Source organism: Pandoraea sp. CB10b_02, from assembly GCF_002216225.1.
Taxonomy (GTDB): domain Bacteria; phylum Pseudomonadota; class Gammaproteobacteria; order Burkholderiales; family Burkholderiaceae; genus Pandoraea; species Pandoraea nosoerga.
The window spans coordinates 46,713-68,161 of record NZ_NJGW02000010.1 but is presented as its reverse complement, the minus strand read 5'-3'; the positions used below and the strand labels follow the sequence as shown (position 1 = coordinate 68,161).

The following is a 21,449-nucleotide window of genomic DNA, read 5'->3' as shown; positions in this document are numbered from 1 at the left end:
TCGGCGTCGCATCTGAGTAGTCCATGAAGTCGAAAGCACTCTTGCACGTAAGCGCTATGTTTTTGCTGTTAATTCTAAGCGGCTGCGGGGTTGGAGCGAAAAAGAAGATGACTTCTGATATTCCAGCCGTTGCTATTACATTTGATTATTGGCCTGATGCCTATAATGTGGCATACCCGATAATGTACTCTGAAGGAGTTGTCGGGACATATTTTGTAGACTATCGAACGGTTGACAATGTAACGAAAGACAATGCTTATAACATTGGTCTCACTCGGTACATGTTGACTCAGATGAAAAGCTCTGGCTGGACCATCGGGGCGTATAGCGGCGATAACATGGTCGACAAGCTCAAGCATGGCCGAAGCGAAGCCAATGATTTTCTAAAGACGATCAAATCCGAAATGCGATCATTCGGATTCGATGTACTCTCTTTGGCACCCAATCAGCGAGCATGGAATATGCAGTTGCGCGATTTATCGGAACCTCTGTTTCGTCGTGTCAGGGCGGCCCCTGAAGATTTCTCCAAATTTCAGCCGCTGCCAGTGCGTGACCCACTGTTCATCGACGCTGGTGGCTCTCCTTCTTTATCGTCTTCTGACACAGCCGCGAGTCTAGAATCCGAGCTAGAAACGTTTTTGCGGCAGTCGAGGCCTGGATTATGGTCCATTGTTATCCATAAAGTTGGGGATGCCGCGACGGATCCGTCGGGCATGACAATAGATGTCAAACAGTTTTCGATGTTTATCTCCTATCTCAAGCGGCAGGCGGACATGGGGCGTGTGCAGATCATTGGTTACGATGATATCCCCAGCTAGGCCAGCCTCTACCCAGCACAACAAGTTTCTGATGGGCGACGCAGATGTGGAAAATGTGGATGCCAAGCGTTACCTCACCGAGGCGATCGACACTCACAAAAAATGGGCACTTGTGCAGCAAACCAAAGTCGCAGCTTTGTCAAAGGGCGACATCGACACAGTAATGGAAATGAGAGAACAGGCCGACAAGCTGGCAATGCAAGAGGCGCTATCCCTGAGCATGGCATTCAAAGCCATCGGCCTGCCCATCGAATGATTCGCATCGCATTCATTGCCCTGGCTGCGGTGATAGCGTTTCCATGCAACGCCAAAACTCACCGTAGCGCGGCAGCAAAACACGAATTCCAGCGCCAGCAACCATGTCCGGCCACCGGGCAGACACGGGGCAAGTGCCCTGGCTATGCCATCGACCACATTACCCCCCTTTGTGCGGGCGGCCCTGACACTCCGCAGAACATGCAGTGGCAAACCATCGCCGATGCGAAGTCGAAGGACGTGGAAGAGCATCGGTACTGCCGTGCACTAAAAGGCACCCACTAGCACCCCGTCCAGCCCCACCAGAACCCGCCATTGGCGGGTTTTTTGTTGCCTGCTCCGAAAAAATATCCGTTTACGGCTTGACAAATAACCGCGCACGGATATTATTCAATCCATCGGCGGATATTTCAAACCGCCGGAAAGGAGCAAACGATGCAACCAAACGCCCACGTTCACCCCGCCTTCGCGGGAGTCCTGAACAGCTTTGCAGCCATCCCGCAGCAGGTTGCCGCCGCCCGCGCCGTCAAGTGCCGGGTAACGGCCAAGACCGAAGACGGCGAACAGACCTATGACGGCCTGTTTCCCAGCACCTGCGACGCAGTAATCGACGCCGCCGAGCGCGTCGGCCTGCCCTGCAAGGTCAGCGCGAGGGCCATCAAATGAAGAAGTTCGTCGCCGATTTCCTTTACTACGTCCGCCGGGGCTACGGCCTGCGCAAGTCGTGGAATCTGGCAAAGGTCACGCTATGAGCATCTACAGCATGCCTTGCGCGGTCACGGCTGACCTGAACAGGTATTTGGCCCGGCTGGACGAAGACGACCGCCGCGACGAAGCCATCGACCAGCGAACCGACGAACTGCTGGCCGGGACGGAATACGGCCCATTTACACCCGCGAACCTGTCCGAAGCCCTTGGCGAACTGGACATGACCGGCATCGAAGCGCTTTGCAAGCTGCTGACCGCCGGGAACACCGCAGGCGCTGGCTTGGCGCTGAAAACCCTGATTGGCGACTACTGGGAGCGCGCAGCGCGCCGGGAAGCAGAACGCCAGATCGATGACGAAATTGCGAACGCCTGCCCGCGCTGCCGGGGCCGGGGCTGCCGCCATTGCTACGAAGACTGATTTTTCAAGGAGAAAACATGAACGCACCAGCAGTCAGGAAGGAATCGCTGCCCGCCTTGGCGATGTCCGAACAGGAACTGATGAACGTCCTGCGCAATTCGCTGTATCCGGGCGCGCAAGACGATTCGATCAAGATGGTCATCGGCTACTGCAAGGCTTCCGGCCTTGATCCCATGCAGAAGCCTGTCCATATCGTACCGATGTGGGACAACAAGGCCAAGTCGATGCGCGACGTAATCATGCCGGGCATCGGCAGCTACCGGACGCAGGCCGCCCGATCCGGCGAATACGCCGGGGTTTCGGAACCGGAATTCGGGCCGGACGTAACCGAAGAAGTCGGCAATCTGTCCATGACTTATCCGGCATGGTGCCGCGTCGTCGTCAAGCGCCTGCTGCCGAATGGCCTGATCGCTGAATTCGCGGCGACCGAACGCTGGAAGGAAAACTACGCGACCGCAGGCAAGGATTCCCAAGCCCCGAACGCGATGTGGAAGCGTCGCCCCTATGCCCAGCTTGCCAAATGCGCCGAAGCCCAAGCGCTGCGCAAGGCGTTCCCCGAATTCGGCGCGCAGCCGACCGCCGACGAAATGGAAGGCAAGAGCCTTGACGACGGGGCTACGGTCATCGACGGCAATACCGGCGAAATCCTGAACAAGAAGGACGCGCCGAAGGAACTGCTCGCCTATACCGACGCGCAACTGGAAAAGAACCTGCCAGCTTGGCAGGACGCCATCAATGCCGACCGGACAACGGCGGCCAAGATCATCGCCAAGGTCACCAGCGGCTACCGCCTGACCCCGGCGCAGGCCGACCGCATCCGCGCCCTGAAAAAGCAAGAAGTCGATTCTTTCGTCGACGACATGGAAGCCGCTGAACAAGGGGAACAGCAATGATCACGCACAACCTGCAACAAGGAACCCCCGAATGGCATGCTTTCCGCGCTGCCCATTTCACCGCCAGCGACGCCCCGGCCATGATGGGCGAATCGCCCTACAAGTCCCGGAACGAACTGCTGCGCGAAAAGGCGACCGGCGTCAGCGCCGAAGTCGATGACGCGACCCAGCGCCGCTTCGATGACGGTCATCGCTTTGAAGCGCTGGCCCGCCCGCTGGCCGAAGAAATCATCGGCGCGGAGCTTTACCCGGTCGTCGGTTCCGAAGGCAAGCTGGCCGCCAGCTTCGACGGCCTGACCATGCTGGAAGACATTTGCTTCGAGCATAAGACCCTGAACGACGACATTCGGGCCTGCCAGACCGCCGACGCGCTACCCCTGCATTACCGCATCCAGATGGAACAGCAGTTGATGGTTTCCGGCGCGGAAAAATGCCTGTTCATGGCAACAAAATGGGACGGAAACGACCAGCTTATCGGCGACCCGTTCGCCCGCTGGTACGAATCCGACCAGGCCCTGCGCCAGCGCATCGCCGACGGCTGGGCGCAGTTTGAAAAGGACTTGGAAGCCTACCAGCATGTCGAAGCCAAGCCCGAAGTCGCCGGACGCGCCCCGGATGCGCTGCCCGCCCTGCGCATCGAAGTTTCCGGCGCTGTAACCGCGTCGAACCTTGCCGAATTCAAGGCGCGCGCCATCGAAGTCTTCAACGGCATCAAGACCGACCTTGAAACCGACGAAGACTTTGCGAACGCCGACAAGACAACGAAATGGTGCAAGGAAGTCGAAGATCGGCTGGAAGCTGCCAAGCAGCACGCGCTTTCGCAGACGGCCAGCATCGACGAACTGTTCCGCACGGTCGATGCGATCAAGGAAGAAGCCCGGCAAAAGCGCCTGACCCTTGAAAAGCTGGTCAAGCAGCGCAAGGAAAGCATCCGCGTCGAGAAGGTCGAGGAAGCCCGGAAGCAGTTTTACGCCCATGTCGCCGCGTTGCAGGCCGAAATTACCGGCGTCCATCTGGTCGTCGCCCAGCCCGACTTCGGCGGGGCCATCAAGGGGCTGAAAACGCTGGTCAGCATCCAGAACGCCCTTGATACGACGCTGGCTTCCGCGAAGATCGACGCCGACGCCTACGCCAAGGACGTGCGCGAAAAGCTGGCATGGTGCCGCGAAAACGCCGCCGGTCATTCCGCCCTGTTCCCTGATCTGCAACAGATCATCGTCAAGCCGATGGAAGACTTCGCCCTGACGATCAGCAGCCGGATCGAACAGCACAAGAAGGCCGAAGCCGACCGTCTGGAAGCCGAACGCGAACGCATCCGCCAAGAAGAAGCCGCGAAGCTGGCAGCCCAGCAGCAGGCCGCCCAGCCTGCGCCCGCCCCGGCATTGCAGCAGGTCGAAGTCGCGCAGCCGGTCAGCCCGGCCCCGGTTCAGGCCGTCGCCAGCAGCGCGCCGCGCAGCGCCCCGACCCTAAAGCTGGGCGCGATCCATGACCGCCTTGGATTCACCGTTACCGCCGATTTCCTGCGGTCGCTTGGCTTCGCCCCGCATGCCGAAGGCGCTGCAAAGCTGTACCACGAAGAAGACTTCCCCCTGATCTGCCGCGCGATCGTGCAGCACGTCGAGGCGGTCGCCGGTCATCAATTGAAGCGCGCAGCCTGAGGGGAACGACATGACGCAGAAATTCCGATTTTCCGGCAAGGCCGAAATCCTGCATCTGAACGCCCAGAAGGAAGGCCCGGACGACGACAAGCAACTGGCCGTCGATGTAAAGCTGCGCGCGGCCGTCCTGCATTACTTCGACGACATGCTGGGCCAGCTTTTCTAATTTACGTGAGGACAAAAATGCTTAACGAAAGCGTACTTGTGATTCGCACCAGCGACAAGAACCGCAAAGCCTACAACGGCTTCCAATGGCCCGAATCTGGTCTCGTTGAATGTCCTGATTGGAATCCGCGCGCAGAGTGCGGCAATGGACTCCACGGCATTCTATGGCCCGAAGGCAACTGGAGTGACATCAAGGATTATGGCGGCGATGAGACGTGGCAAGTCGTCAAGGTCGCAAAGTCCGATCTGATCGAAATCGGCGGCAAGGTCAAATTTCCGAAGGGCGAAGTCGTCTACAGCGGAACGTTCGCCGTCGCTTTCAACATGGTCGCAAAGAAGTGGCTCGACCAAATGCCGGCTTGGACGAAAGCGATTCAAGACGAAGCGAAAGTTGAGTTGAAGGATGGGGAAGTCGATAGCGGCAACTCCGCCCGGATCGGCAGCAGCGGCAACTCCGCCCAGATCGGCAGCAGCGGCGACTCCGCCCAGATCGGCAGCAGCGGCGACTACGCCCAGATCGGCAGCAGCGGCTACTCCGCCCAGATCGGCAGCAGTGGCGACTACGCCCAGATCGGCAGCAGCGGCGACTACGCCCAGATCGATGTGGCTGGAGAAAAGGCTGTCATCGCCTGTGCAGGCTCCGTCGAGCGTTTCAAGGCGGGTGCCAATGGTTGCATTGCTGCGCCTTGGTGGGATGAGAAATCGGAGCGCACGCGATTTGCAGTCGGTTATGTCGGAGAGAACATCAAGGCGGACACTTGGTACACGGTGAACGAGTCTGGCGAATTCGTGGAGATCGAGCAATGAGCTACATGGACCCACGCCCCGAGGGGCTGAATACCGAGCCTGCGCCGCCGTCTGTGGTGGAGACGCTGCGTGCCGGTGGACGACGCTGGCTCACGAAGAAAGCGGCATATCGCGCTGCCGCACGCGAGAAATTGCGCCAGCGCTGCGAATGTGACCGAGGCGACGAGTTCACACCGGGCGAAACGTGCCGCCTTCACGCCGATCCGGTGCGCTATCAGAAACTGATCCGTCGCCTGGCTTTCCACTATGCCAGCGTCGACGCAACGAAGCCGCCGCAGTCACTGTTTGGGGACCGCTCATGAGACAGAACGAGATCATTCTGGGCGACTGACATGCGCGGCGCCTACTACAACGAGTTTGACGAGTACGTCGCCGACTGGCTCCGCAACCTAATCGCCGCCGGGCATATCGCGCCCGGTGACGTGGACACGAGAGATATCCGAGATGTTCGACCCGATGACATCCGAGGCTACACACAGTGCCACTTCTTCGCAGGCATCGGCGTCTGGTCGTATGCCCTGCGCATGGCTGGATGGCCTGACGATCGACCTGTTTGGACCGGTTCCTGTCCGTGCCAACCTTTCAGCGCGGCAGGCGCAGGACTTGGGTTTGCTGACGAGCGGCACCTGTGGCCTGCGTGGTACTGGCTCATTGCACAGTGCCGACCTGTCGATGTGCTTGGGGAGCAAGTTGCAAGCGCTGCCGGACTCGGTTGGCTCGATCGAGTTTTTGCCGACCTCGAAAACTCGAACTACGCCTGCGGGGCGGTCGATCTCTGCGCTCGCCGCGTCGCATTTCCGATTCGACGGTCGCGCCTTTTCTTTATGGCCCACTCCAACGGTCAACGACAGCCGCGGCGGCCGGAATCGCACCGCCGTGCGCTCAAACCCGAGCAGCGCGCATCACGACGGAGTCACTTTGGTGGATGCAGCCCGGCTGCATTGCCTAACTGGCGAGATGTTGTCGGCGCCGACGGAAATCGTCGGTTGCTTGAATCCGGCACTGAGCCGCTCATTGATGGGACTGCCGGTCACGTGGGACGCCTGCGCGCCTACGGCAACGCGATCAACGCGGAAGCGGCTGCCGAGTTCATCCGGTGCGCCGCCGAAGTGATCGAGGAAATAGCATGACCACCCACCCGGCCACGGCCGAAGCACTGAGCCGAGCGCCGCCCTCGGCACCGGTTATTTACGATGTTTGGAAAGCGGGGACGCCCTTGTTAGCGCGTCCCCGTTTGCATTTAAAGACGCGGCGTTGCCGCGAGAGATTGGGGAGTGGAGAAATGAACCTTACCCTATCAGAAAAAGAGTTGCGCGAATTGACGCAGCGTCAAAAGTACACGGCGCAAGTGAAGGTCCTACGTGCCATGGGCATCGAACATCGCATCAGGCCCGACGGTACGGTAGCGGTGCTGCGATCCCATTTGGAAAGCCTCATGGGGGGTGCTCGAAAGACGCGCAAGGAAACGGAGTGGCAGCCTAATTGGAGTGCAGCGTAATGTCTCGCATACGCAAACCAGAGAATCGTGGTCTGCCAAAACGGTGGACATTCAAGCACAACGCCTACTATTACCAAGTGCCGCGCGGGCTCGAGTCAATGTGGGATGGGAAGCGATTCTTTCGCCTCGGCTCCTCGCTACCAGAGGCATACAGGGAATGGGCGAAACGCCTAGAGACTGCTGGTGATGCGCGAACTGTCGGTGACCTTCTAGAGCGCTATGAGCTTCAGGTTGTACCGACAAAGGCGCAAACGACGCAATCTCAGAACGCCGTCGCCATCAAGCGATTGCGCGCCGTCCTAGGAGCGATTCCCATTTCAACTGTAAAGCCAAAGTTGGTCTATCAGTATGTCGAGCGCCGCCAAGCGAAAACGGCTGCGCGACGTGAGATTGAGATTCTTTCGCACGCCTTCACCAAGGCCGTTGAATGGGGCATCATCGATTCGCACCCATTCAAGGGTGAGGTGAGACTGGCGGGAGAGAAGCCGCGCACGCGGTATGTCGAGGATTGGGAAATCGTCGAATGCCTATCGCTCGAATCGAGGCGGAAAGCGGGGAGTGTGTTGGCCGTCCAGGCATATATCCGCATCAAGATGATCACCGGCCTTCGCCGGGGAGACCTGCTGCGACTCACAATGTCCGATTTGCAGGATGATGGCATTCACGTCACCCCTAGCAAGACGGCCGGCAGCACTGGCAAGCGCGTGATCTTGGCATGGACCGCTGAACTTCGCGCGGCGGTCGAGATGGCTAAAGCGTCGCGGCCGGTGCGCATTGCACCGTGGCTATTCTGCAATCTTCGGGGGGAGTGCTATGTCAGCGACGAGACGGGGCGCGCTGGCGGATGGGACTCGATGTGGCGCGGATTCATGGACCGCGTATTGAAGGAAACTGCAGTGAAGGTGCGGTTCAACGAACACGACTTGCGGGCCAAGTGCGCGTCAGATGCGGCAACACTGGAGCATGCGAGGGCATTGATGGCGCATGCGGACAGTCGGATCACGGAGCGCGTTTATCGACGCAAACCGGAGGTGATTCAGCCTTTGCGGTAGCAATTCAATAATACACGGCAGGTTTAATAATACCGCAGAAGTGCTTGCTAACCCGCAAAGCCTTATGTGTCGGTGGCGGAGAGAGGGGGATTCGAACCCCCGATAGGCTATTAACCTATACACGCTTTCCAGGCGTGCGACTTAAACCACTCATCCATCTCTCCTGAAGGTCGCGCATTATAGCAGATCGTCGGCAACATCCCATACCTTTTGGGTGCGCCACCCTCAAATTTCTTCGCCGCCCACTCTCACGGGCGACGCAGATGGTCCACCAGATGGCGGTCTCGCTCGCCCGCACGGCCGCCCAGCAAACTGAACAGGATCGCCACCGCAAACCCGACCGGCACCCCGAACGCTCCCGCCGCAATCGGATCTACGCCCCACCAGCGCGTCCCCGCAAAGCCCGTCAGCCGGGTGAAGAACGGGTACGTCGTCGTGATGTAGTACACGCACACCAGCAGCCCGCTCACCATCCCTGCCGTCGCGCCCAGCCGCGTGGTCCCCTTCCAGAACACTCCCAGCACCAACGCCGGAAAAAGGCACGACGCCGCCAACGAAAACGCCGCGCCCACGAGAAACAGAATGTTCCCCAGCTTCAGCGACGTTACGTAGGATGCAAACATCGCCACGCACAACAATAGGATCTTCGAGGTCGTCACTCGCTTCTGGCTCGACGCGTTCCGGTCGATCATGTGGAAATACACGTCGTGCGACAACGCATTCGCGATCGTCAGCAGCAACCCGTCCGCCGTCGACAGCACCGCCGCCAGCGCCCCTGCCGCGACCAGCCCCGAAATCACATACGGCAAACCCGCAATCTCCGGGCCCGCCAGCACCAGCATGTCCGGCTGCATCCAGATTTCGCCCCACTGCACCACCCCGTCGCGATAGACGTCGGCGACGTCGAGTTGCACCGGCGTCGCGTGCCGCCATTGCGTCACCCACCCGGGCAGGTTGTCGTAGCGCGCCCCCACGAGATGCAGCAGCACGTCGTACTTGAGCATCACCGCCAACGCCGGCGCGCTCACGTACAGCAACGCCACGAAAAACAGCGTCCATCCCACCGAACTGCGCGCGCCCTGCACCGTCGCGGTCGTGCCGTATCGGGTCAGGATGTGCGGCAAGCTCGCCGTGCCGATCATCAGACACACCATCAACAGCACGAAGTTCAGGCGCTGCGCGCTGCGCGTCGTGCCGTCGCGCGCGGGAAACGGATCCGTCATCGCGTGTGGCGGCTCGCTGCGCTCGGCATACTGGTTGCGCATCTCGAGCCACTGTGTATGCGCTTCGCCCACGTCGCGCGGAAACGCCTCGAGCTTCGCCTCGAGCACCTTCACGTCCCGCAACGGCCCGTTGCGGCGCTTCGTATCGAGCAACTGGCGCTCAAGCTCCGCGCGCTCGCTGTAGAAACTGTCGGGCAGCCCGTCGAGCCGCCGCTGCATCTGCTCGGCCTGCTCGCGATAGTGCTCGCGCACCTCGCGCTCAGGCACCGACTGCAGAATCTCGCGCTCCAGGGACTCCACCTTCGCGAGCGCCTGTCCGTAGGTGAACTGTGGGAACCAGCCGTTGCCGGTCTGATGGCCGATCATCGCCGTGGGTAGCAGGAACGCCGTGATCATGATGATGTACTGGGCCACCTGAGTCCACGTGACCGCGCGCATCCCTCCGAGGAACGAGCACACCAGGATGCCCGCCAGCCCGAAGAAGATCCCGATCGTGAACTCGACACCGATGAAGCGTGACGCAATCAGCCCCACGCCCTGAATCTGCGCGACGAGATAGACGAACGAACACAGGATCGTCGAGAAAACGCCCAGCGCCCGCACGAGGTTGCTGTCGTATCGCGTGCCGAGGAAATCCGGCACCGTGTAGCGCCCCATCTTGCGCAAATATGGCGCCAGCAAGAACGCCACGAGGCAGTACCCGCCCGTCCATCCCATGACATACGCGAGACCGTCGTAGCCGGAGACGTACAGCGAGCCCGCGAGCCCCATGAACGACGCCGCGCTCATCCAGTCGGCCGCGCACGCCATTCCGTTGAACACGGGCGGCACGCGACGCCCCGCCACGTAGTACTCGGTCGCATCGGACGTCCGCGAAATCAGGCCGATGACCGCGTAGACGGCAATCGTCACGAACAGAAACGCATAACCGATCCACACGCCCGGGCCATTGACCCGTTCGAGCAAACCGATCATCAGCACGAACGCGAGAAATCCCGCCGTGTAGTAGAGGTAATAACGCAGCAGTCTGCGCGTGAAACTCATCGGAGGTCGGGCGCCGGATCGGCGCGGGAGGTGCTGGAGGCGCGGGAGGTGCCGGAGGTACGGGAAGCACCCGAGACGGGGAACGTGCGTGAGGAAGCGCGTGAGAAAGTGCGTGAGGAAGCGCGCCCGGACGTGGCAGATGCCCGATCGTCGGCGAGAGCCTCGTCGTCGAGGCCGAGACTCGCGCGATGCGCCTCGCGCAACGCATGCAGCTCGCGCCGGTAGCGCGCATCGTTGCTGCGCTGCAGCCACGCGTAGATGACGATCAGGCCAATGTCGGTCAGGATCGAGCCCTGCGCGCCCATGTAGAACGGCAACGGCCATCCGGCAAAACGCACTCCGGCCCATTCGCGCGCCCAGAACTGCGGCACGAACGTTACCGCGAACCCGATCACCATCAACACCGCGACGAGCCCCAGGGTGCGCCGCCAGTGACGTGCGGCGATTTGCGCGGCAGCGCCGTGCCAGTCGAGCTCGGCCCCGCCGGCCGCGGCCGGCGTCGCGCCCACAGCCTCGCGCTCGCCAGTCTGCGAACGTTTGTGCATGGCAGCCGGGGGCGGGGCCGCGCGCTTATTGCGCCTGCTTGAGCTGGTCCAGAATGGCCGGATTCTCGAGCGTGGACGTGTCCTGCGTGATTTCCTCGCCCTTGGCGATCACGCGCAGCAAGCGCCGCATGATCTTGCCCGAACGGGTCTTCGGCAGGTTGTCCCCGAAACGGATGTCCTTCGGCTTGGCGATCGGACCGATCTCCTTGCCCACCCAGTTGCGCAGTTCGAGCGCGAGCTGCTTGGCCTCGTCGCCGGTCGGACGCGCCCGCTTGAGCACCACGAACGCCACGATGGCCTCGCCCGTCGTGTCGTCCGGACGGCCCACCACCGCCGCCTCGGCCACGATCGGATTGGCCACCAGCGCCGACTCGATCTCCATCGTGCCCATGCGGTGCCCCGACACGTTCAGCACGTCGTCGATACGGCCCATGATGGTGAAATAGCCGGTCTTCGTGTCGCGGATCGAGCCGTCGCCGGCCAGATAGATCCTGCCGCCCAGCTCCGCCGGGAAGTAGCTCGACTTGTAACGCTCCGGGTCGCCCCAGATCGTCCGGATCATCGACGGCCACGGGCGCTTGATCACCAGCATGCCGCCCTGACCGTTGGGCACGTCCTGGCCCGTCTCGTCGACGATCGCCACGTCGATGCCCGGCAAGCCCAGCGTGCACGAGCCCGGCACGAGCGGCGTTGCGCCCGGCAGCGGCGTAATCACATGGCCGCCGGTCTCGGTCTGCCACCACGTATCGACGATCGGACAACGGCCGCCGCCCACGTTCTCGTAGTACCACATCCACGCTTCCGGATTGATCGGCTCGCCGACCGAGCCGAGAATGCGCAGGGACGACAGATCGTACTTCTTCGGATGCACGTCCGGCGACTGCTCGGCCGCCTTGATCAGCGAGCGGATCGCCGTCGGCGCGGTATAGAACACCGACACCTTGTGACGCCCGATCATTTCCCAGAAACGCCCGGCGTTCGGGTACGTCGGCACGCCTTCGAACACGACCTGCGTCGCGCCCACCGCCAGCGGGCCATAGGCGATGTACGTGTGGCCGGTGATCCAGCCGATGTCGGCCGTGCACCAGAAAACGTCGTCCGGCTTGATGTCGAACGTCCACTGCATGGTGAGCGACGCCCACAGCAGATAGCCGCCGGTGCTGTGCTGCACGCCCTTGGGCTTGCCCGTCGAGCCGGACGTATAGAGGATGAAGAGCGGATGCTCGGCGCTCACCCACTCGGGCTCGCACTGGTCCGACTGGCTCGCGACGAGATCCTGCAGCACCTCGTCGCGACCGGCCTGCATCGTCACGTTGCCGCCCGTGCGGCGGTAGACGATCACCGACTTCACATGCTCGCAACCGCCCATGGCGAGCGCCTCGTCGACGATGGCCTTGAGCGGCAGCGCCTTGCCGCCGCGCATCTGCTCGTCGGCCGTGACGATGGCCACGGCGCCCGCATCGATCACGCGTTCGTTGAGTGATTTGGCCGAGAAGCCGCCGAACACCACCGAATGCGTGGCGCCAATGCGCGCACAGGCCTGCATGGCAACCACGCCCTCGATCGACATCGGCATGTAGATCACCACGCGGTCGCCCTTTTTCACGCCCTTGGCCTTGAGCGCATTGGCGAAACGGTTCACGCGCGCGAGTAGGTCGCGATAGGTCACGGGCGTGACGGTGCCGTCGTCGGCTTCGAACACGATGGCGGGCTTGTCGCCCAGGCCCGCTTCGATCTGGCGGTCCAGGCAGTTGTACGATGCGTTGATCAGCCCGTCCTCGAACCACGTGTAGAACGGGGCACGGGTCTCGTCGAGGACTTTGGTGAACGGTTTGTGCCAGGCCAGGTTCTCGCGCGCCTGACGCGCCCAGAATCCCTCGTAATCCTTGTCGGCCTCGGCGCACAGCGCCTCATAGGCGGGCATGCCGGAGATCTTCGCGTTGGCGACCAGCGCCTGCGGCGGCGCGAAGACGCGCTGCTCCTGCAATACCGATTCGATTGCTGCCATGAGTTGTCCCCTCTTATGGATTTGCAAAAACGATTGCAATCAAGCCAAAACAAATCGCTAACGTGACATTAAGACGAGCGACTTACTAACGCCTTACACTGGTGCACGCGCCGCGCGCGCCTCACGCGCGGGACTCGCGCGAAACGCATCGCCGCCGTGCCGCAGAGTGTGGCGTATTCGCTACAATCCTACCCGCATCCCCTCTGTCCCGCCACCCCGGACTGCCCCGGAGCGCCCGTGAATTCGACATCTTCACCCCCCTCGTCCCTGCCCGACGCGAACGCCGCCCCCGCGTCCTCGCGCGCCGAGCGCCTGTTCGCGCGCTTCCCGAGTTTCGCGCTCGCGCTTGCCATGACGATCGTCGGCACGAACGTCGGCATCGGCAAGACGATGGTCGCCGTCATGCCCGTGGCCGCCTTCGGGCTGTGGCGCTTCGTCATTGCCGTGATCGCGCTCTCGCCGCGCTACCGGCCCTCGGCAATGCGTCGCGTCACGCGCACGCAGTGGCTGCACCTGTTCGTGCAGACGTTCTTCGGTACGTTCCTCTTCACGCTGCTCATGCTCTCGGGCGTGCGCATGACGACGGCCACCGCCGCCGGCGTCATCACCGCCACACTGCCCGCCTGCGTGGCGCTGCTCTCGTGGGCCGTGCTGCGCGAGCCTCCGTCGCGACGCGCGCTCGCGAGCATCGCGCTGGCCATCGCCGGCGTGGCGCTGCTCAACGTCTCGCGCGGCGACAGCCACGGCGCCGGCGACACGGCCGACGCGGGCACCGCCTGGCTCGGCAACGCGCTCGTACTGGGCGCCGTCGCGTGTGAGGCGATCTACGTGATCGTCTCGAAGCGCCTCGCGGCCGAACTGCCGGCCATCGACATCTGCGCCTACACGCACCTGCTCGGCGGCGCGATGATGCTGCCGTTCGGCATTGCCGGATTGATGGCGGTCGACTACGCGGCGCTCACACCCGGGCACTGGGCGCTCGTCGTCTGGTACGGGCTCGCCGCGAGCGTCTTCTCGTTCTTTCTCTGGATGCGCGGCATTCGCCACGTGAGCGCCCAGCTCGCCGGCGTCTTCACGGCCATGGTGCCGGTCGCCGCGACCGCCTATGGGGTGATCTTCCTGGGCGAGCGGCTCACCGTGGCGCAGGGCGCCGCCCTCGCGCTGACGATTGCCGGCATCGTCCTCGCCGCGTTGCCGCCCGCCGGCGCGCGCAAGACCGGCAACACGCGCAACACGCTATTGCACGGCCGGGACGGAACGGAACACGGCCCTGGCGGCAAGACGTTGTAAAATGCCGGCCATGCCGGGCACACCGGATCTTGCCGCCCGGAATCCGGGACGCCGGGCGATGCCCCGCGCCATATCGGGTTGGCGTCCGGTCAGTGTTCGGCCGGTATCCGGTTTGCGCGATCTTCGCGTCGCGTTCGTGCATTGAGAGTTTGTGGATTGATAACTACGGCCTGCGGCTTCGGGCGCAGGCTTTTGCCCCCCAACAAGATAGCCATGTCGACTTCCGGTCGTCCGTCTGCCGCGCCGATGCGCCCCCTGCCACGCGTCATCTTCTTTAGCCGCTGGCTGCAATTGCCGCTCTATCTGGGCCTGATCGCCGCCCAGGGCGTCTACGTCTACAAGTTCCTCGTCGAGCTGTATCACCTGGTCACGCACGCCACGACGTTCCACGAGACGCAGATCATGCTCGTCGTGCTCGGCCTCATCGACGTGGTGATGATCTCGAACCTGCTCATCATGGTCATCATCGGCGGCTATGAGACGTTCGTCTCGCGCCTGGGCGTGGAGGGCCATCCCGACGAGCCGGAGTGGCTCGATCACGTAAACGCCGGCGTGCTCAAGGTGAAGCTGTCGATGGCGCTCATCAGCATCTCGTCGATTCATCTGCTCAAGACGTTCATCGACGCGGCCCAGCAAACGCCGCACACGATCATGTGGCAAGTGATCATTCACTGCGCCTTCCTGCTTTCCGCCGTCGTCATGGCCGTGGTCAACAAGATGACCAACGACAGCCATGCGCCGGCGTATGCCAGCCCCCAAGTCATTACAAACACCAGTCCCCACTAAGTCGAGAGCCGTTTCATGTCTACCGTCATTAAAGAAGACGACGTCATCCAGAGCGTCGCCGGCGCCCTGCAGTACATCAGCTACTACCATCCGGACGATTACATCCAGGCCCTGGGCCGCGCCTACGAGGCCGAGCAAAGCCCGGCGGCCAAGGACGCCATCGCGCAGATCCTGACCAACAGCCGCATGTGCGCCGAAGGCCGCCGCCCGCTGTGCCAGGACACCGGTATCGTGACCGTATTCGTGAAGGTCGGCATGAACGTGCGCTGGGACGCCAAGCGCAGCCTCACCGACATGATCAACGAAGGCGTGCGCCAGGCCTACATGCACCCGGACAACGTGCTGCGCGCCTCGATCGTGGCGCCGCCCGAGGCCGGCCGCAAGAACACGAAGGACAACACCCCGGCCGTCATCCACTACGAAATCGTGGAAGGCGACAAGGTCGACATCACGGTCGCGGCCAAGGGCGGCGGCTCGGAGAACAAGTCGAAGTTCGTGATGCTCAACCCCTCCGACTCGATCGTCGACTGGGTCGTGAAGACCGTGCCGACGATGGGCGCCGGCTGGTGCCCGCCGGGCATGCTCGGCATCGGTATCGGCGGCACCGCGGAAAAGGCGATGGTCCTCGCCAAGGAATCGCTCATGGAGCCGATCGACATCCATGACGTGATCAAGCGCGGCCCGCAGAACTGGAACGAAGAACTGCGTATCGAGCTGTTCGAGAAGGTCAACGCGCTGGGCATCGGCGCGCAGGGCCTGGGCGGCCTGGCTACCGTGCTCGACGTGAAGATTCTCGACTATCCGACGCACGCGGCCTCCAAGCCGGTCGCGATGATCCCGAACTGCGCGGCCACGCGTCACGCTCACTTCACGCTCGACGGCTCGGGCCCGTCGTTCCTGGCCGCGCCCTCGCTCGACGCCTGGCCGGACGTGCACTGGGCGCCGAACACCGAGACGAGCAAGCGCGTCGATCTCGACGCGCTCACGCCGGAAGAAGTCGCCAGTTGGAAGCCGGGTCAGACGCTGCTGCTCTCGGGCAAGATGCTCACCGGTCGCGACGCCGCGCACAAGCGCATCGCGGACATGATCGCCAAGGGCGAACCGCTGCCGGTCGACTTCAAGGGCCGCGCGATTTATTACGTCGGCCCGGTCGATCCGGTGCGCGACGAAGTCGTCGGCCCGGCCGGCCCGACCACGTCCACGCGCATGGATAAGTTCACCGACATGATGCTCTCGAAGACGGGCCTTACCGTCATGATCGGCAAGTCCGAGCGTGGCCCGGCCGCGATCGAAGCCATCAAGAAGCACAAGGCTGCGTACCTGATGGCCGTGGGCGGCGCCGCTTACCTCGTCTCGAAGGCGATTCGCGCCGCGCGCGTGCTGGCGTTCGAAGACCTTGGCATGGAAGCGATCTACGAGTTCGACGTCAAGGACATGCCGGTAACAGTGGCCGTCGATTCGACCGGCGTGTCGGTGCACCAGACCGGTCCGAAGGAATGGCAGGCCAGGATCGGCAAGATTCCGGTCGCCGCGGAGTAATTCGCGCGCCGGTTCATTTGCGCGATACCGGCGCCCGCCCGATGGCGCCGCGGCGGGTCATCGTTGCGGCACGCGCCGCGCCGCAACGCCCCGCCCGCTATGGAAAGCCCGGCAACGTCCGGGCTTTTTTTCGTCCGCACGGCGGGGGCATGATCGCGAATGGATCGCGTTACCATTCGCACCTCGGTTCACGAAAAGCCTTGCATGGCTTGGCTTTCCGGGATTTTCCAGCTACATTTCAACCGCTTGCAAACTGCTTAAACAGGGATCCGAAATGAAAGGCGACAAGAAAGTCCTCGAACTCCTCAACGCGCAGCTCACCAACGAGCTCACGGCGATCAACCAGTACTTTCTGCACGCCCGCATGTACAACCACTGGGGCCTCAACAAGCTCGGCAAACACGAGTACGACGAGTCCATCGGTGAGATGAAGCACGCCGACAAGCTGATCGAGCGCATTTTCATGCTCGACGGCCTGCCGAACCTGCAAGACCTCCACAAGCTGCTCATCGGCGAGAACACCGAGGAAATCCTGCAGTGCGACCTGAAGCTCGAATACCTGTCGCAGAAGACCTGCAAGGAAGGCGTGGCGCACTGCGAAAGCGTGAAGGACTTCGTCTCGCGTGAAATCTTCAATGAGATCCTGCACGACACCGAAGAACACATCGACTGGCTGGAAACGCAGATCGAGCTCATCGGCAAGGTCGGTCTCCAGAACTACCAGCAGTCGGGCATGGCGTCGTTCGAAGACTAAGCCCGTCCCACCTGACAACGCATATCACAGGCGCAGCGCCGGCCCCGTCTCGATGAATCGGCCGGCACGGTTTGCGCTAGAATTCCGGGGCCGGCATTTGCCGGCCCTTTTTCATTCGCCATGCCCTCCAACGCGCCGATCGGCGTCTTCGATTCCGGCCTCGGCGGCCTGTCGGTCCTGCAGGCCATCCGCGCCCTGCTCCCTCACGAGTCGCTGCGCTACGTCGCCGACTCGCGCTTCGCTCCCTACGGAGAGCGCTCGGACACGTTCATCGAACAGCGCAGCGTCGCCATCGGTCGATGGCTGCGCGAGCACGGCGCCAAGGCGCTCGTCGTCGCGTGCAACACGGCCACGGCGCATGGCGTGGCGGCACTTCGCGCCGATGCGCCGTGGCCCGTCGTGGGCGTCGAGCCGGGCATCAAGCCGGCCGCGGCCGCCTCCCGCAGCGGCGTGATCGGCGTGCTCGCGACCGCGGCAACCCTGCGCAGCGCGCGCTTCGCCGACCTGCTCGCACGTCACACGGCGCAAGGACAGCGCTTCCTCTGCCAGCCGGGCATCGGGCTGGTCGATCGCATCGAAGCGGGCGACGTCGATTCGCCGCAAGTGATGGCACTGCTCGAGCGGTACGTGGCGCCGATGGTGGCGCAAGGCGCCGACACGCTGGTGCTCGGCTGCACGCATTACCCCTTCCTGATTCCTGCGATCGAACGGCGTTTCGGCACGGCGCTCACGCTCGTCGACACGGGCGCGGCCATCGCCCGCCAGCTCCGGCGCCGGCTCCGGGAGGAAGACCTCGAAGCTCCCGGCGCATGCGCGTCGGCCGGGCAGGCTCCCGCGCGCGGCGACCTGCGCCTCTTCACCACGGCCAACGCCCAGGCGCTGCAAACGATGGCCGATCGCCTGCTCCCCGACTCCGCGCATGTCCAAACGGTGGAGATCGCTTCGGAACGCCCGTCGGCGCTCGACCTGCCGCCAAACCTTCCCATCATTTCTGCCTGAACGACGTCTCTTACTGCGCCATCACGGCCGCGCATACCCGTCCGGTTGCCGTCGAGCGCGGCAACGGTATATCCCTGAGCGGACCATGGGATAGGTCGATGACGCTTGCAAAACGTCCGCACTTAAATAATAATTATTCTCATTAGTGTTACATTTTGACGTTTTCACCATGATCGTCTGCGTCTGCAAATCCGTCTCCGAGCGCCAGATCAAGGCCTGTCTCGACGCCGGCGCCACCACCATGGAAGATCTCCAGATCGACCTCGGCGTGGCCCTGTGCTGCGGCAAGTGCGGTCCCTACGTTCAGGAAATGGTCTCGGGCGCCACGCCGTGCTGCGGCCGCTCGTGCGGCGGTTGCTGCCAGTCGGCCCAGGCGGAAACCCCGGCGGCCGAAGTCGTCAGGCGCGAACTCGCGCTGGCTGCCTGAGCACCGCCCGAAGCGCGCCGGGACTGTCCCGCGCCGCCGGTTGCCGGGCATCATCGATGAGTTTCGCCGTGACGATGCTTCGCGGCGAGAACGGAGCCAGCCATGCGCCAGCCAGCGATTCGTCACCTCCGGAGGTGCCAGATGGAACTCCTGATTGGCTTTGTCTCGACGTTATGTTTGTCGTTTTTCCTGTTTCGAAGGTGAGCCGCAGTCCGGTCTTTGACTCACCGTGTTAGCCGACCGCGCCCCTGGCGCGGTTTTCCTTTGATCGCACGCCCGGCCTATCCGAACCCCGAGCTTCCGCGCACCGCGCTTTACTCACCGTTCATCGCCGCAATCGCAACTAGCGTACTCTTGCCGTTACCATGTCGACTGTGCTTTCCACCGGCCTCGCGAACGTGCCGAGCCGCGATTCCTTAACGTCGCCGCGCGCGATCGCGGTGGCGGCGGCGATCGTGGTCGTTCACCTCGCCGCCCTGATCGGCTTGTCGCATCTGCGCAACGAGCCCGAACAGGCGACGATTGTGCCGACGGTCTTTTCCGCCACCATCATCCCGCCGCAGCCGAAGCCGGCGCCCGTGCAGCCCGCGCCGCCCAAGCCCGCCCCCGAGCCGCCGAAGCCGAAGGTTGCGCCGCCGCCGCCGAAGCCGCGCGTTCAGCCCGACAACGCGATCACGCAGAAGGCCGAACCCGTGGCACCGCCGCAGCAGACGGCCGAGCCCGCGAAGGACACCGCGCCGCCAGCCCCGCCGGCGCCGCCCGCGCCCACACCGGCGGCCGCACCGCCGGGACGCGTGGAAGGCATCAAGGTGGAGTGCCCGGACCCGCCGCTCGTCTACCCGTCGCAGTCGCGTCGCCTGGGCGAGGAAGGCGTGGCCACGGTGCGCGTGGTCATCGGCACGAATGGCCGGGTGACGAGCGCCGAAATCACCAAGTCGAGCGGTTTTCCCCGACTGGACAAGGCCGCCGTCGAATCGGCCTACAAGATGCGCTGCGCGCCCCCGATGAAAGACGGTCGCAATGTGGAGACCACCGCGACCAAACCCTTCGGATTCACCCTGAATAACTAACGTAACGATTCACGAACTGGATCTCCAGAGGAACGCAAAATGCAAGAGTATGGTTTGAGCCACGTCTGGGCGCAGGGCGATTTCGTCACACGCGCCATCGCGATCGTGTTGCTGGTGATGTCGGTGCTGTCGTGGACGGTGATCATCATCAAGGGCACGCAAGTCTTCCGCCTGAGCCGCCTCACGCGCTCCGCCGAGCCCGACTTCTGGCACTCGGAAAACTTCTCCGCCGGTCTGCAGAAGCTGGGCGAATCGGGTCAGAACAACCCGTTCCTCGCGCTGGCGCTCGCCGGCCAGGACGCCGCCGAGCACCACCGCCAGAGCCAGCCGCATCTGCACGACAAGATGGACGTGAGCGACTGGATCACGCGCGCGCTGAAGAACTCGGTGGACGACACGGTCTCGCGCCTGCAAAGCGGCCTGGCCATGCTCGCCTCGATCGGTTCGACCTCGCCGTTCGTGGGCCTGTTCGGCACGGTGTGGGGCATCTATCACGCGCTGCTGGCCATTGGGGCCTCGGGCCAGACGACCATCGACAAGGTGGCCGGCCCCGTGGGCGAAGCGCTCATCATGACGGCCTTCGGCCTGTTCGTCGCCATCCCGGCCGTGCTCGGCTACAACGCGCTCACGCGCGCCAACAAGGGCATCGTCTCGAAGCTCAACCGCTTCGCGCACAGCCTGCACGCCTACTTCCTGACCGGCGCCAGCCTGCATTCGACGCAGTTCGCAAGCAACGTCACGCCGGTGCGCAAGTCCACCTCGGCCAGCGCCAGCTAAGCCGCGGAACGAAACAAGGAGTTCGCTATGGCCATGGGTTCCTACTCCAGCGACGAGAGCGGCGATGACGGCATGATGAGCGAGATCAACATGACGCCGCTCGTCGACGTCATGCTGGTTCTGCTGATCATCTTCATCGTGACGCTGCCGGTGCTCAACCACTCGGTCAAGCTCGACCTGCCGCAAGCAAGCAGTCAGCCCGAAGACACCAAGCCGGCCAAGGTCGACGTGTCGATCCAGGCCGACGGCACAGTCTTCTGGGACAAGCAGCCGGTCGACGAAGCCGCGCTCAAGGCGCGTCTCGCACAGGCTGCCGGCGCGACGCCGCAGCCGGAACTGCATCTGTTCGCCGACAAGAACGTGCGTTACGAGAGCGTCGCGAAGGTGCTCGCCGACGCGCAGACCGCCGGCGTCACCAAGCTCGGCTTCCTCACCGAGCCCGAGACGAAGTAAGCGGCCCGGCGCCGGCCACGGCCGCCCGCCGGACCTGCCACAGCACGGACAGCACGTCCGGGAAAAGCGCGGTGCCGGCCACCGCGCTTTTTTTCGTCCGGACGATCCACGATCCGTCCTGCGGACGCCCATTGCGCCGGCATTGTTCCACTCAGGTAACAATCCTTCCCCGCTTGCGGACTACTCCTCGTGCCGTGCGCCCCGATATAGTGAGGACATGACACCGGACATGCGGGCGCCGCCGGCGCCCCGGTCCCCACAG

24 protein-coding genes and 1 tRNA gene are annotated in these 21,449 nt (G+C 63.0%); 21 read left to right on the top strand and 4 right to left on the bottom strand.

Annotated features, from left to right (window positions below; translation table 11 throughout):
* Positions 1-23: 23 nt before the first annotated feature.
* From CDN36_RS12675 to CDN36_RS12620, 12 genes are all read left to right on the top strand, one after another.
* Entirely contained in the window at positions 24-818 is a 795-nt protein-coding gene (locus CDN36_RS12675) for a polysaccharide deacetylase family protein (RefSeq protein WP_287496887.1), read from the top strand.
* Positions 819-849: 31 nt separating this feature from the next.
* A complete protein-coding gene (locus CDN36_RS12670; RefSeq protein ID WP_287496886.1) occupies positions 850-1,074 on the top strand; it encodes a hypothetical protein in 225 nt (74 codons plus the stop codon).
* A 434-nt stretch (positions 1,075-1,508) separates the two neighbouring features.
* Complete coding sequence (locus CDN36_RS12665; protein ID WP_287496885.1) at positions 1,509-1,739, top strand: hypothetical protein; 231 nt, start codon at positions 1,509-1,511, stop codon at positions 1,737-1,739.
* An 82-nt stretch (positions 1,740-1,821) separates the two neighbouring features.
* The gene (locus CDN36_RS12660; RefSeq protein WP_287496884.1) at positions 1,822-2,199 is read left to right on the top strand and encodes a hypothetical protein; all 378 of its coding nucleotides are present in this window, start codon (positions 1,822-1,824) and stop codon (positions 2,197-2,199) included.
* A gap of 17 nt (positions 2,200-2,216) precedes the next feature.
* Positions 2,217-3,092, top strand: a complete 876-nt coding sequence (bet, locus tag CDN36_RS12655) for a phage recombination protein Bet (RefSeq protein WP_287496883.1) — start codon at positions 2,217-2,219, stop codon at positions 3,090-3,092.
* On the top strand, positions 3,089-4,750 hold the full coding sequence (locus CDN36_RS12650) for a lambda-exonuclease family protein (protein WP_287496882.1): 1,662 nt from the start codon (positions 3,089-3,091) through the stop codon (positions 4,748-4,750). The genes bet and CDN36_RS12650 overlap by 4 nt, the downstream gene beginning before the upstream one ends.
* 10 nt (positions 4,751-4,760) lie before the next feature.
* Complete coding sequence (locus tag CDN36_RS12645) at positions 4,761-4,916, top strand: hypothetical protein (RefSeq protein ID WP_287496881.1); 156 nt, start codon at positions 4,761-4,763, stop codon at positions 4,914-4,916.
* Between the two features lie 17 nt (positions 4,917-4,933).
* Positions 4,934-5,722 carry a DUF7666 domain-containing protein gene (locus CDN36_RS12640; protein ID WP_287496880.1) on the top strand — a complete coding sequence of 263 codons (789 nt, stop codon included), beginning with the start codon at positions 4,934-4,936 and terminating at the stop codon, positions 5,720-5,722.
* Positions 5,719-6,024: a hypothetical protein gene (locus tag CDN36_RS12635; RefSeq protein WP_287496879.1), complete on the top strand. Its 306-nt coding sequence runs from the start codon at positions 5,719-5,721 to the stop codon at positions 6,022-6,024. Before CDN36_RS12640 ends, CDN36_RS12635 begins: the two co-directional genes overlap by 4 nt.
* A gap of 30 nt (positions 6,025-6,054) precedes the next feature.
* Positions 6,055-6,852: a DNA cytosine methyltransferase gene (locus tag CDN36_RS12630; protein ID WP_287496878.1), complete on the top strand. Its 798-nt coding sequence runs from the start codon at positions 6,055-6,057 to the stop codon at positions 6,850-6,852.
* Positions 6,849-7,220: a DUF4224 domain-containing protein gene (locus tag CDN36_RS12625; protein ID WP_287496877.1), complete on the top strand. Its 372-nt coding sequence runs from the start codon at positions 6,849-6,851 to the stop codon at positions 7,218-7,220. The genes CDN36_RS12630 and CDN36_RS12625 overlap by 4 nt, the downstream gene beginning before the upstream one ends.
* Positions 7,220-8,272 carry a tyrosine-type recombinase/integrase gene (locus CDN36_RS12620; RefSeq protein WP_287496876.1) on the top strand — a complete coding sequence of 351 codons (1,053 nt, stop codon included), beginning with the start codon at positions 7,220-7,222 and terminating at the stop codon, positions 8,270-8,272. The genes CDN36_RS12625 and CDN36_RS12620 overlap by 1 nt, the downstream gene beginning before the upstream one ends.
* A 73-nt stretch (positions 8,273-8,345) precedes the next feature.
* On the opposite strand, the gene CDN36_RS12615 is transcribed toward CDN36_RS12620, so the two are convergent.
* The 4 genes from CDN36_RS12615 to acs form a co-directional block, all read right to left on the bottom strand.
* Positions 8,346-8,436, bottom strand: a tRNA-Ser gene (locus CDN36_RS12615).
* Positions 8,437-8,520: 84 nt separating this feature from the next.
* Positions 8,521-10,539 (bottom strand): sodium:solute symporter family protein, encoded by a 2,019-nt coding sequence (locus CDN36_RS12610; RefSeq protein WP_287496875.1) that lies wholly within the window; start codon positions 10,537-10,539, stop codon positions 8,521-8,523.
* Positions 10,536-11,084 carry a DUF4212 domain-containing protein gene (locus tag CDN36_RS12605; RefSeq protein WP_287496874.1) on the bottom strand — a complete coding sequence of 183 codons (549 nt, stop codon included), beginning with the start codon at positions 11,082-11,084 and terminating at the stop codon, positions 10,536-10,538. Before CDN36_RS12605 ends, CDN36_RS12610 begins: the two co-directional genes overlap by 4 nt.
* Before the next feature lie 25 nt (positions 11,085-11,109).
* Complete coding sequence (gene acs, locus CDN36_RS12600) at positions 11,110-13,092, bottom strand: acetate--CoA ligase (protein WP_287496873.1); 1,983 nt, start codon at positions 13,090-13,092, stop codon at positions 11,110-11,112.
* 237 nt (positions 13,093-13,329) lie between these two features.
* Here acs and CDN36_RS12595 point away from each other — a divergent pair, with 237 nt between their 5' ends.
* The 9 genes from CDN36_RS12595 (at position 13,330) to CDN36_RS12555 (ending at position 21,187) form a co-directional block, all read left to right on the top strand.
* Positions 13,330-14,382, top strand: a complete 1,053-nt coding sequence (locus CDN36_RS12595) for a DMT family transporter (RefSeq protein ID WP_353846863.1) — start codon at positions 13,330-13,332, stop codon at positions 14,380-14,382.
* Between the two features lie 213 nt (positions 14,383-14,595).
* Positions 14,596-15,168 carry a TIGR00645 family protein gene (locus CDN36_RS12590; RefSeq protein WP_287496872.1) on the top strand — a complete coding sequence of 191 codons (573 nt, stop codon included), beginning with the start codon at positions 14,596-14,598 and terminating at the stop codon, positions 15,166-15,168.
* A 15-nt stretch (positions 15,169-15,183) separates the two neighbouring features.
* The gene (locus tag CDN36_RS12585) at positions 15,184-16,707 is read left to right on the top strand and encodes a fumarate hydratase (RefSeq protein ID WP_287496871.1); all 1,524 of its coding nucleotides are present in this window, start codon (positions 15,184-15,186) and stop codon (positions 16,705-16,707) included.
* Between the two features lie 274 nt (positions 16,708-16,981).
* Positions 16,982-17,461 carry a bacterioferritin gene (gene bfr, locus CDN36_RS12580; protein WP_150557121.1) on the top strand — a complete coding sequence of 160 codons (480 nt, stop codon included), beginning with the start codon at positions 16,982-16,984 and terminating at the stop codon, positions 17,459-17,461.
* Positions 17,462-17,581: 120 nt separating this feature from the next.
* Positions 17,582-18,460, top strand: coding sequence for a glutamate racemase (gene murI / locus CDN36_RS12575; protein ID WP_287496870.1), 879 nt, complete (start codon positions 17,582-17,584; stop codon positions 18,458-18,460).
* 169 nt (positions 18,461-18,629) lie between these two features.
* Positions 18,630-18,887 (top strand): (2Fe-2S)-binding protein, encoded by a 258-nt coding sequence (locus CDN36_RS12570; protein WP_150557119.1) that lies wholly within the window; start codon positions 18,630-18,632, stop codon positions 18,885-18,887.
* A gap of 365 nt (positions 18,888-19,252) precedes the next feature.
* Positions 19,253-19,957, top strand: a complete 705-nt coding sequence (locus CDN36_RS12565; protein ID WP_287496869.1) for an energy transducer TonB — start codon at positions 19,253-19,255, stop codon at positions 19,955-19,957.
* Between the two features lie 39 nt (positions 19,958-19,996).
* Complete coding sequence (locus CDN36_RS12560) at positions 19,997-20,734, top strand: MotA/TolQ/ExbB proton channel family protein (RefSeq protein ID WP_150557117.1); 738 nt, start codon at positions 19,997-19,999, stop codon at positions 20,732-20,734.
* A 27-nt stretch (positions 20,735-20,761) separates the two neighbouring features.
* Entirely contained in the window at positions 20,762-21,187 is a 426-nt protein-coding gene (locus CDN36_RS12555; protein ID WP_150557116.1) for an ExbD/TolR family protein, read from the top strand.
* Positions 21,188-21,449 lie beyond the last annotated feature (262 nt).

Bases quoted from the DNA above. Each gene is read 5' to 3' on its own strand.
- murI (WP_287496870.1), top strand. From the start codon at position 17,582: ATGCCCTCCAACGCGCCGATCGGCGTCTTCGATTCCGGCCTCGGCGGC.
- CDN36_RS12585 (WP_287496871.1), top strand. From the start codon at position 15,184: ATGTCTACCGTCATTAAAGAAGACGACGTCATCCAGAGCGTCGCCGGC.
- CDN36_RS12640 (WP_287496880.1), top strand. From the start codon at position 4,934: ATGCTTAACGAAAGCGTACTTGTGATTCGCACCAGCGACAAGAACCGC.
- CDN36_RS12565 (WP_287496869.1), top strand. From the start codon at position 19,253: ATGTCGACTGTGCTTTCCACCGGCCTCGCGAACGTGCCGAGCCGCGAT.
- acs (WP_287496873.1), bottom strand. From the start codon at position 13,092: ATGGCAGCAATCGAATCGGTATTGCAGGAGCAGCGCGTCTTCGCGCCG.
- CDN36_RS12570 (WP_150557119.1), top strand. From the start codon at position 18,630: ATGATCGTCTGCGTCTGCAAATCCGTCTCCGAGCGCCAGATCAAGGCC.
- CDN36_RS12620 (WP_287496876.1), top strand. From the start codon at position 7,220: ATGTCTCGCATACGCAAACCAGAGAATCGTGGTCTGCCAAAACGGTGG.
- bet (WP_287496883.1), top strand. From the start codon at position 2,217: ATGAACGCACCAGCAGTCAGGAAGGAATCGCTGCCCGCCTTGGCGATG.
- CDN36_RS12605 (WP_287496874.1), bottom strand. From the start codon at position 11,084: ATGCACAAACGTTCGCAGACTGGCGAGCGCGAGGCTGTGGGCGCGACG.
- CDN36_RS12660 (WP_287496884.1), top strand. From the start codon at position 1,822: ATGAGCATCTACAGCATGCCTTGCGCGGTCACGGCTGACCTGAACAGG.
- bfr (WP_150557121.1), top strand. From the start codon at position 16,982: ATGAAAGGCGACAAGAAAGTCCTCGAACTCCTCAACGCGCAGCTCACC.
- CDN36_RS12610 (WP_287496875.1), bottom strand. From the start codon at position 10,539: ATGAGTTTCACGCGCAGACTGCTGCGTTATTACCTCTACTACACGGCG.
- CDN36_RS12665 (WP_287496885.1), top strand. From the start codon at position 1,509: ATGCAACCAAACGCCCACGTTCACCCCGCCTTCGCGGGAGTCCTGAAC.
- CDN36_RS12560 (WP_150557117.1), top strand. From the start codon at position 19,997: ATGCAAGAGTATGGTTTGAGCCACGTCTGGGCGCAGGGCGATTTCGTC.
- CDN36_RS12675 (WP_287496887.1), top strand. From the start codon at position 24: ATGAAGTCGAAAGCACTCTTGCACGTAAGCGCTATGTTTTTGCTGTTA.
- CDN36_RS12670 (WP_287496886.1), top strand. From the start codon at position 850: ATGGGCGACGCAGATGTGGAAAATGTGGATGCCAAGCGTTACCTCACC.
- CDN36_RS12555 (WP_150557116.1), top strand. From the start codon at position 20,762: ATGGCCATGGGTTCCTACTCCAGCGACGAGAGCGGCGATGACGGCATG.
- CDN36_RS12630 (WP_287496878.1), top strand. From the start codon at position 6,055: ATGCGCGGCGCCTACTACAACGAGTTTGACGAGTACGTCGCCGACTGG.
- CDN36_RS12650 (WP_287496882.1), top strand. From the start codon at position 3,089: ATGATCACGCACAACCTGCAACAAGGAACCCCCGAATGGCATGCTTTC.
- CDN36_RS12590 (WP_287496872.1), top strand. From the start codon at position 14,596: ATGTCGACTTCCGGTCGTCCGTCTGCCGCGCCGATGCGCCCCCTGCCA.
- CDN36_RS12635 (WP_287496879.1), top strand. From the start codon at position 5,719: ATGAGCTACATGGACCCACGCCCCGAGGGGCTGAATACCGAGCCTGCG.
- CDN36_RS12625 (WP_287496877.1), top strand. From the start codon at position 6,849: ATGACCACCCACCCGGCCACGGCCGAAGCACTGAGCCGAGCGCCGCCC.
- CDN36_RS12645 (WP_287496881.1), top strand. From the start codon at position 4,761: ATGACGCAGAAATTCCGATTTTCCGGCAAGGCCGAAATCCTGCATCTG.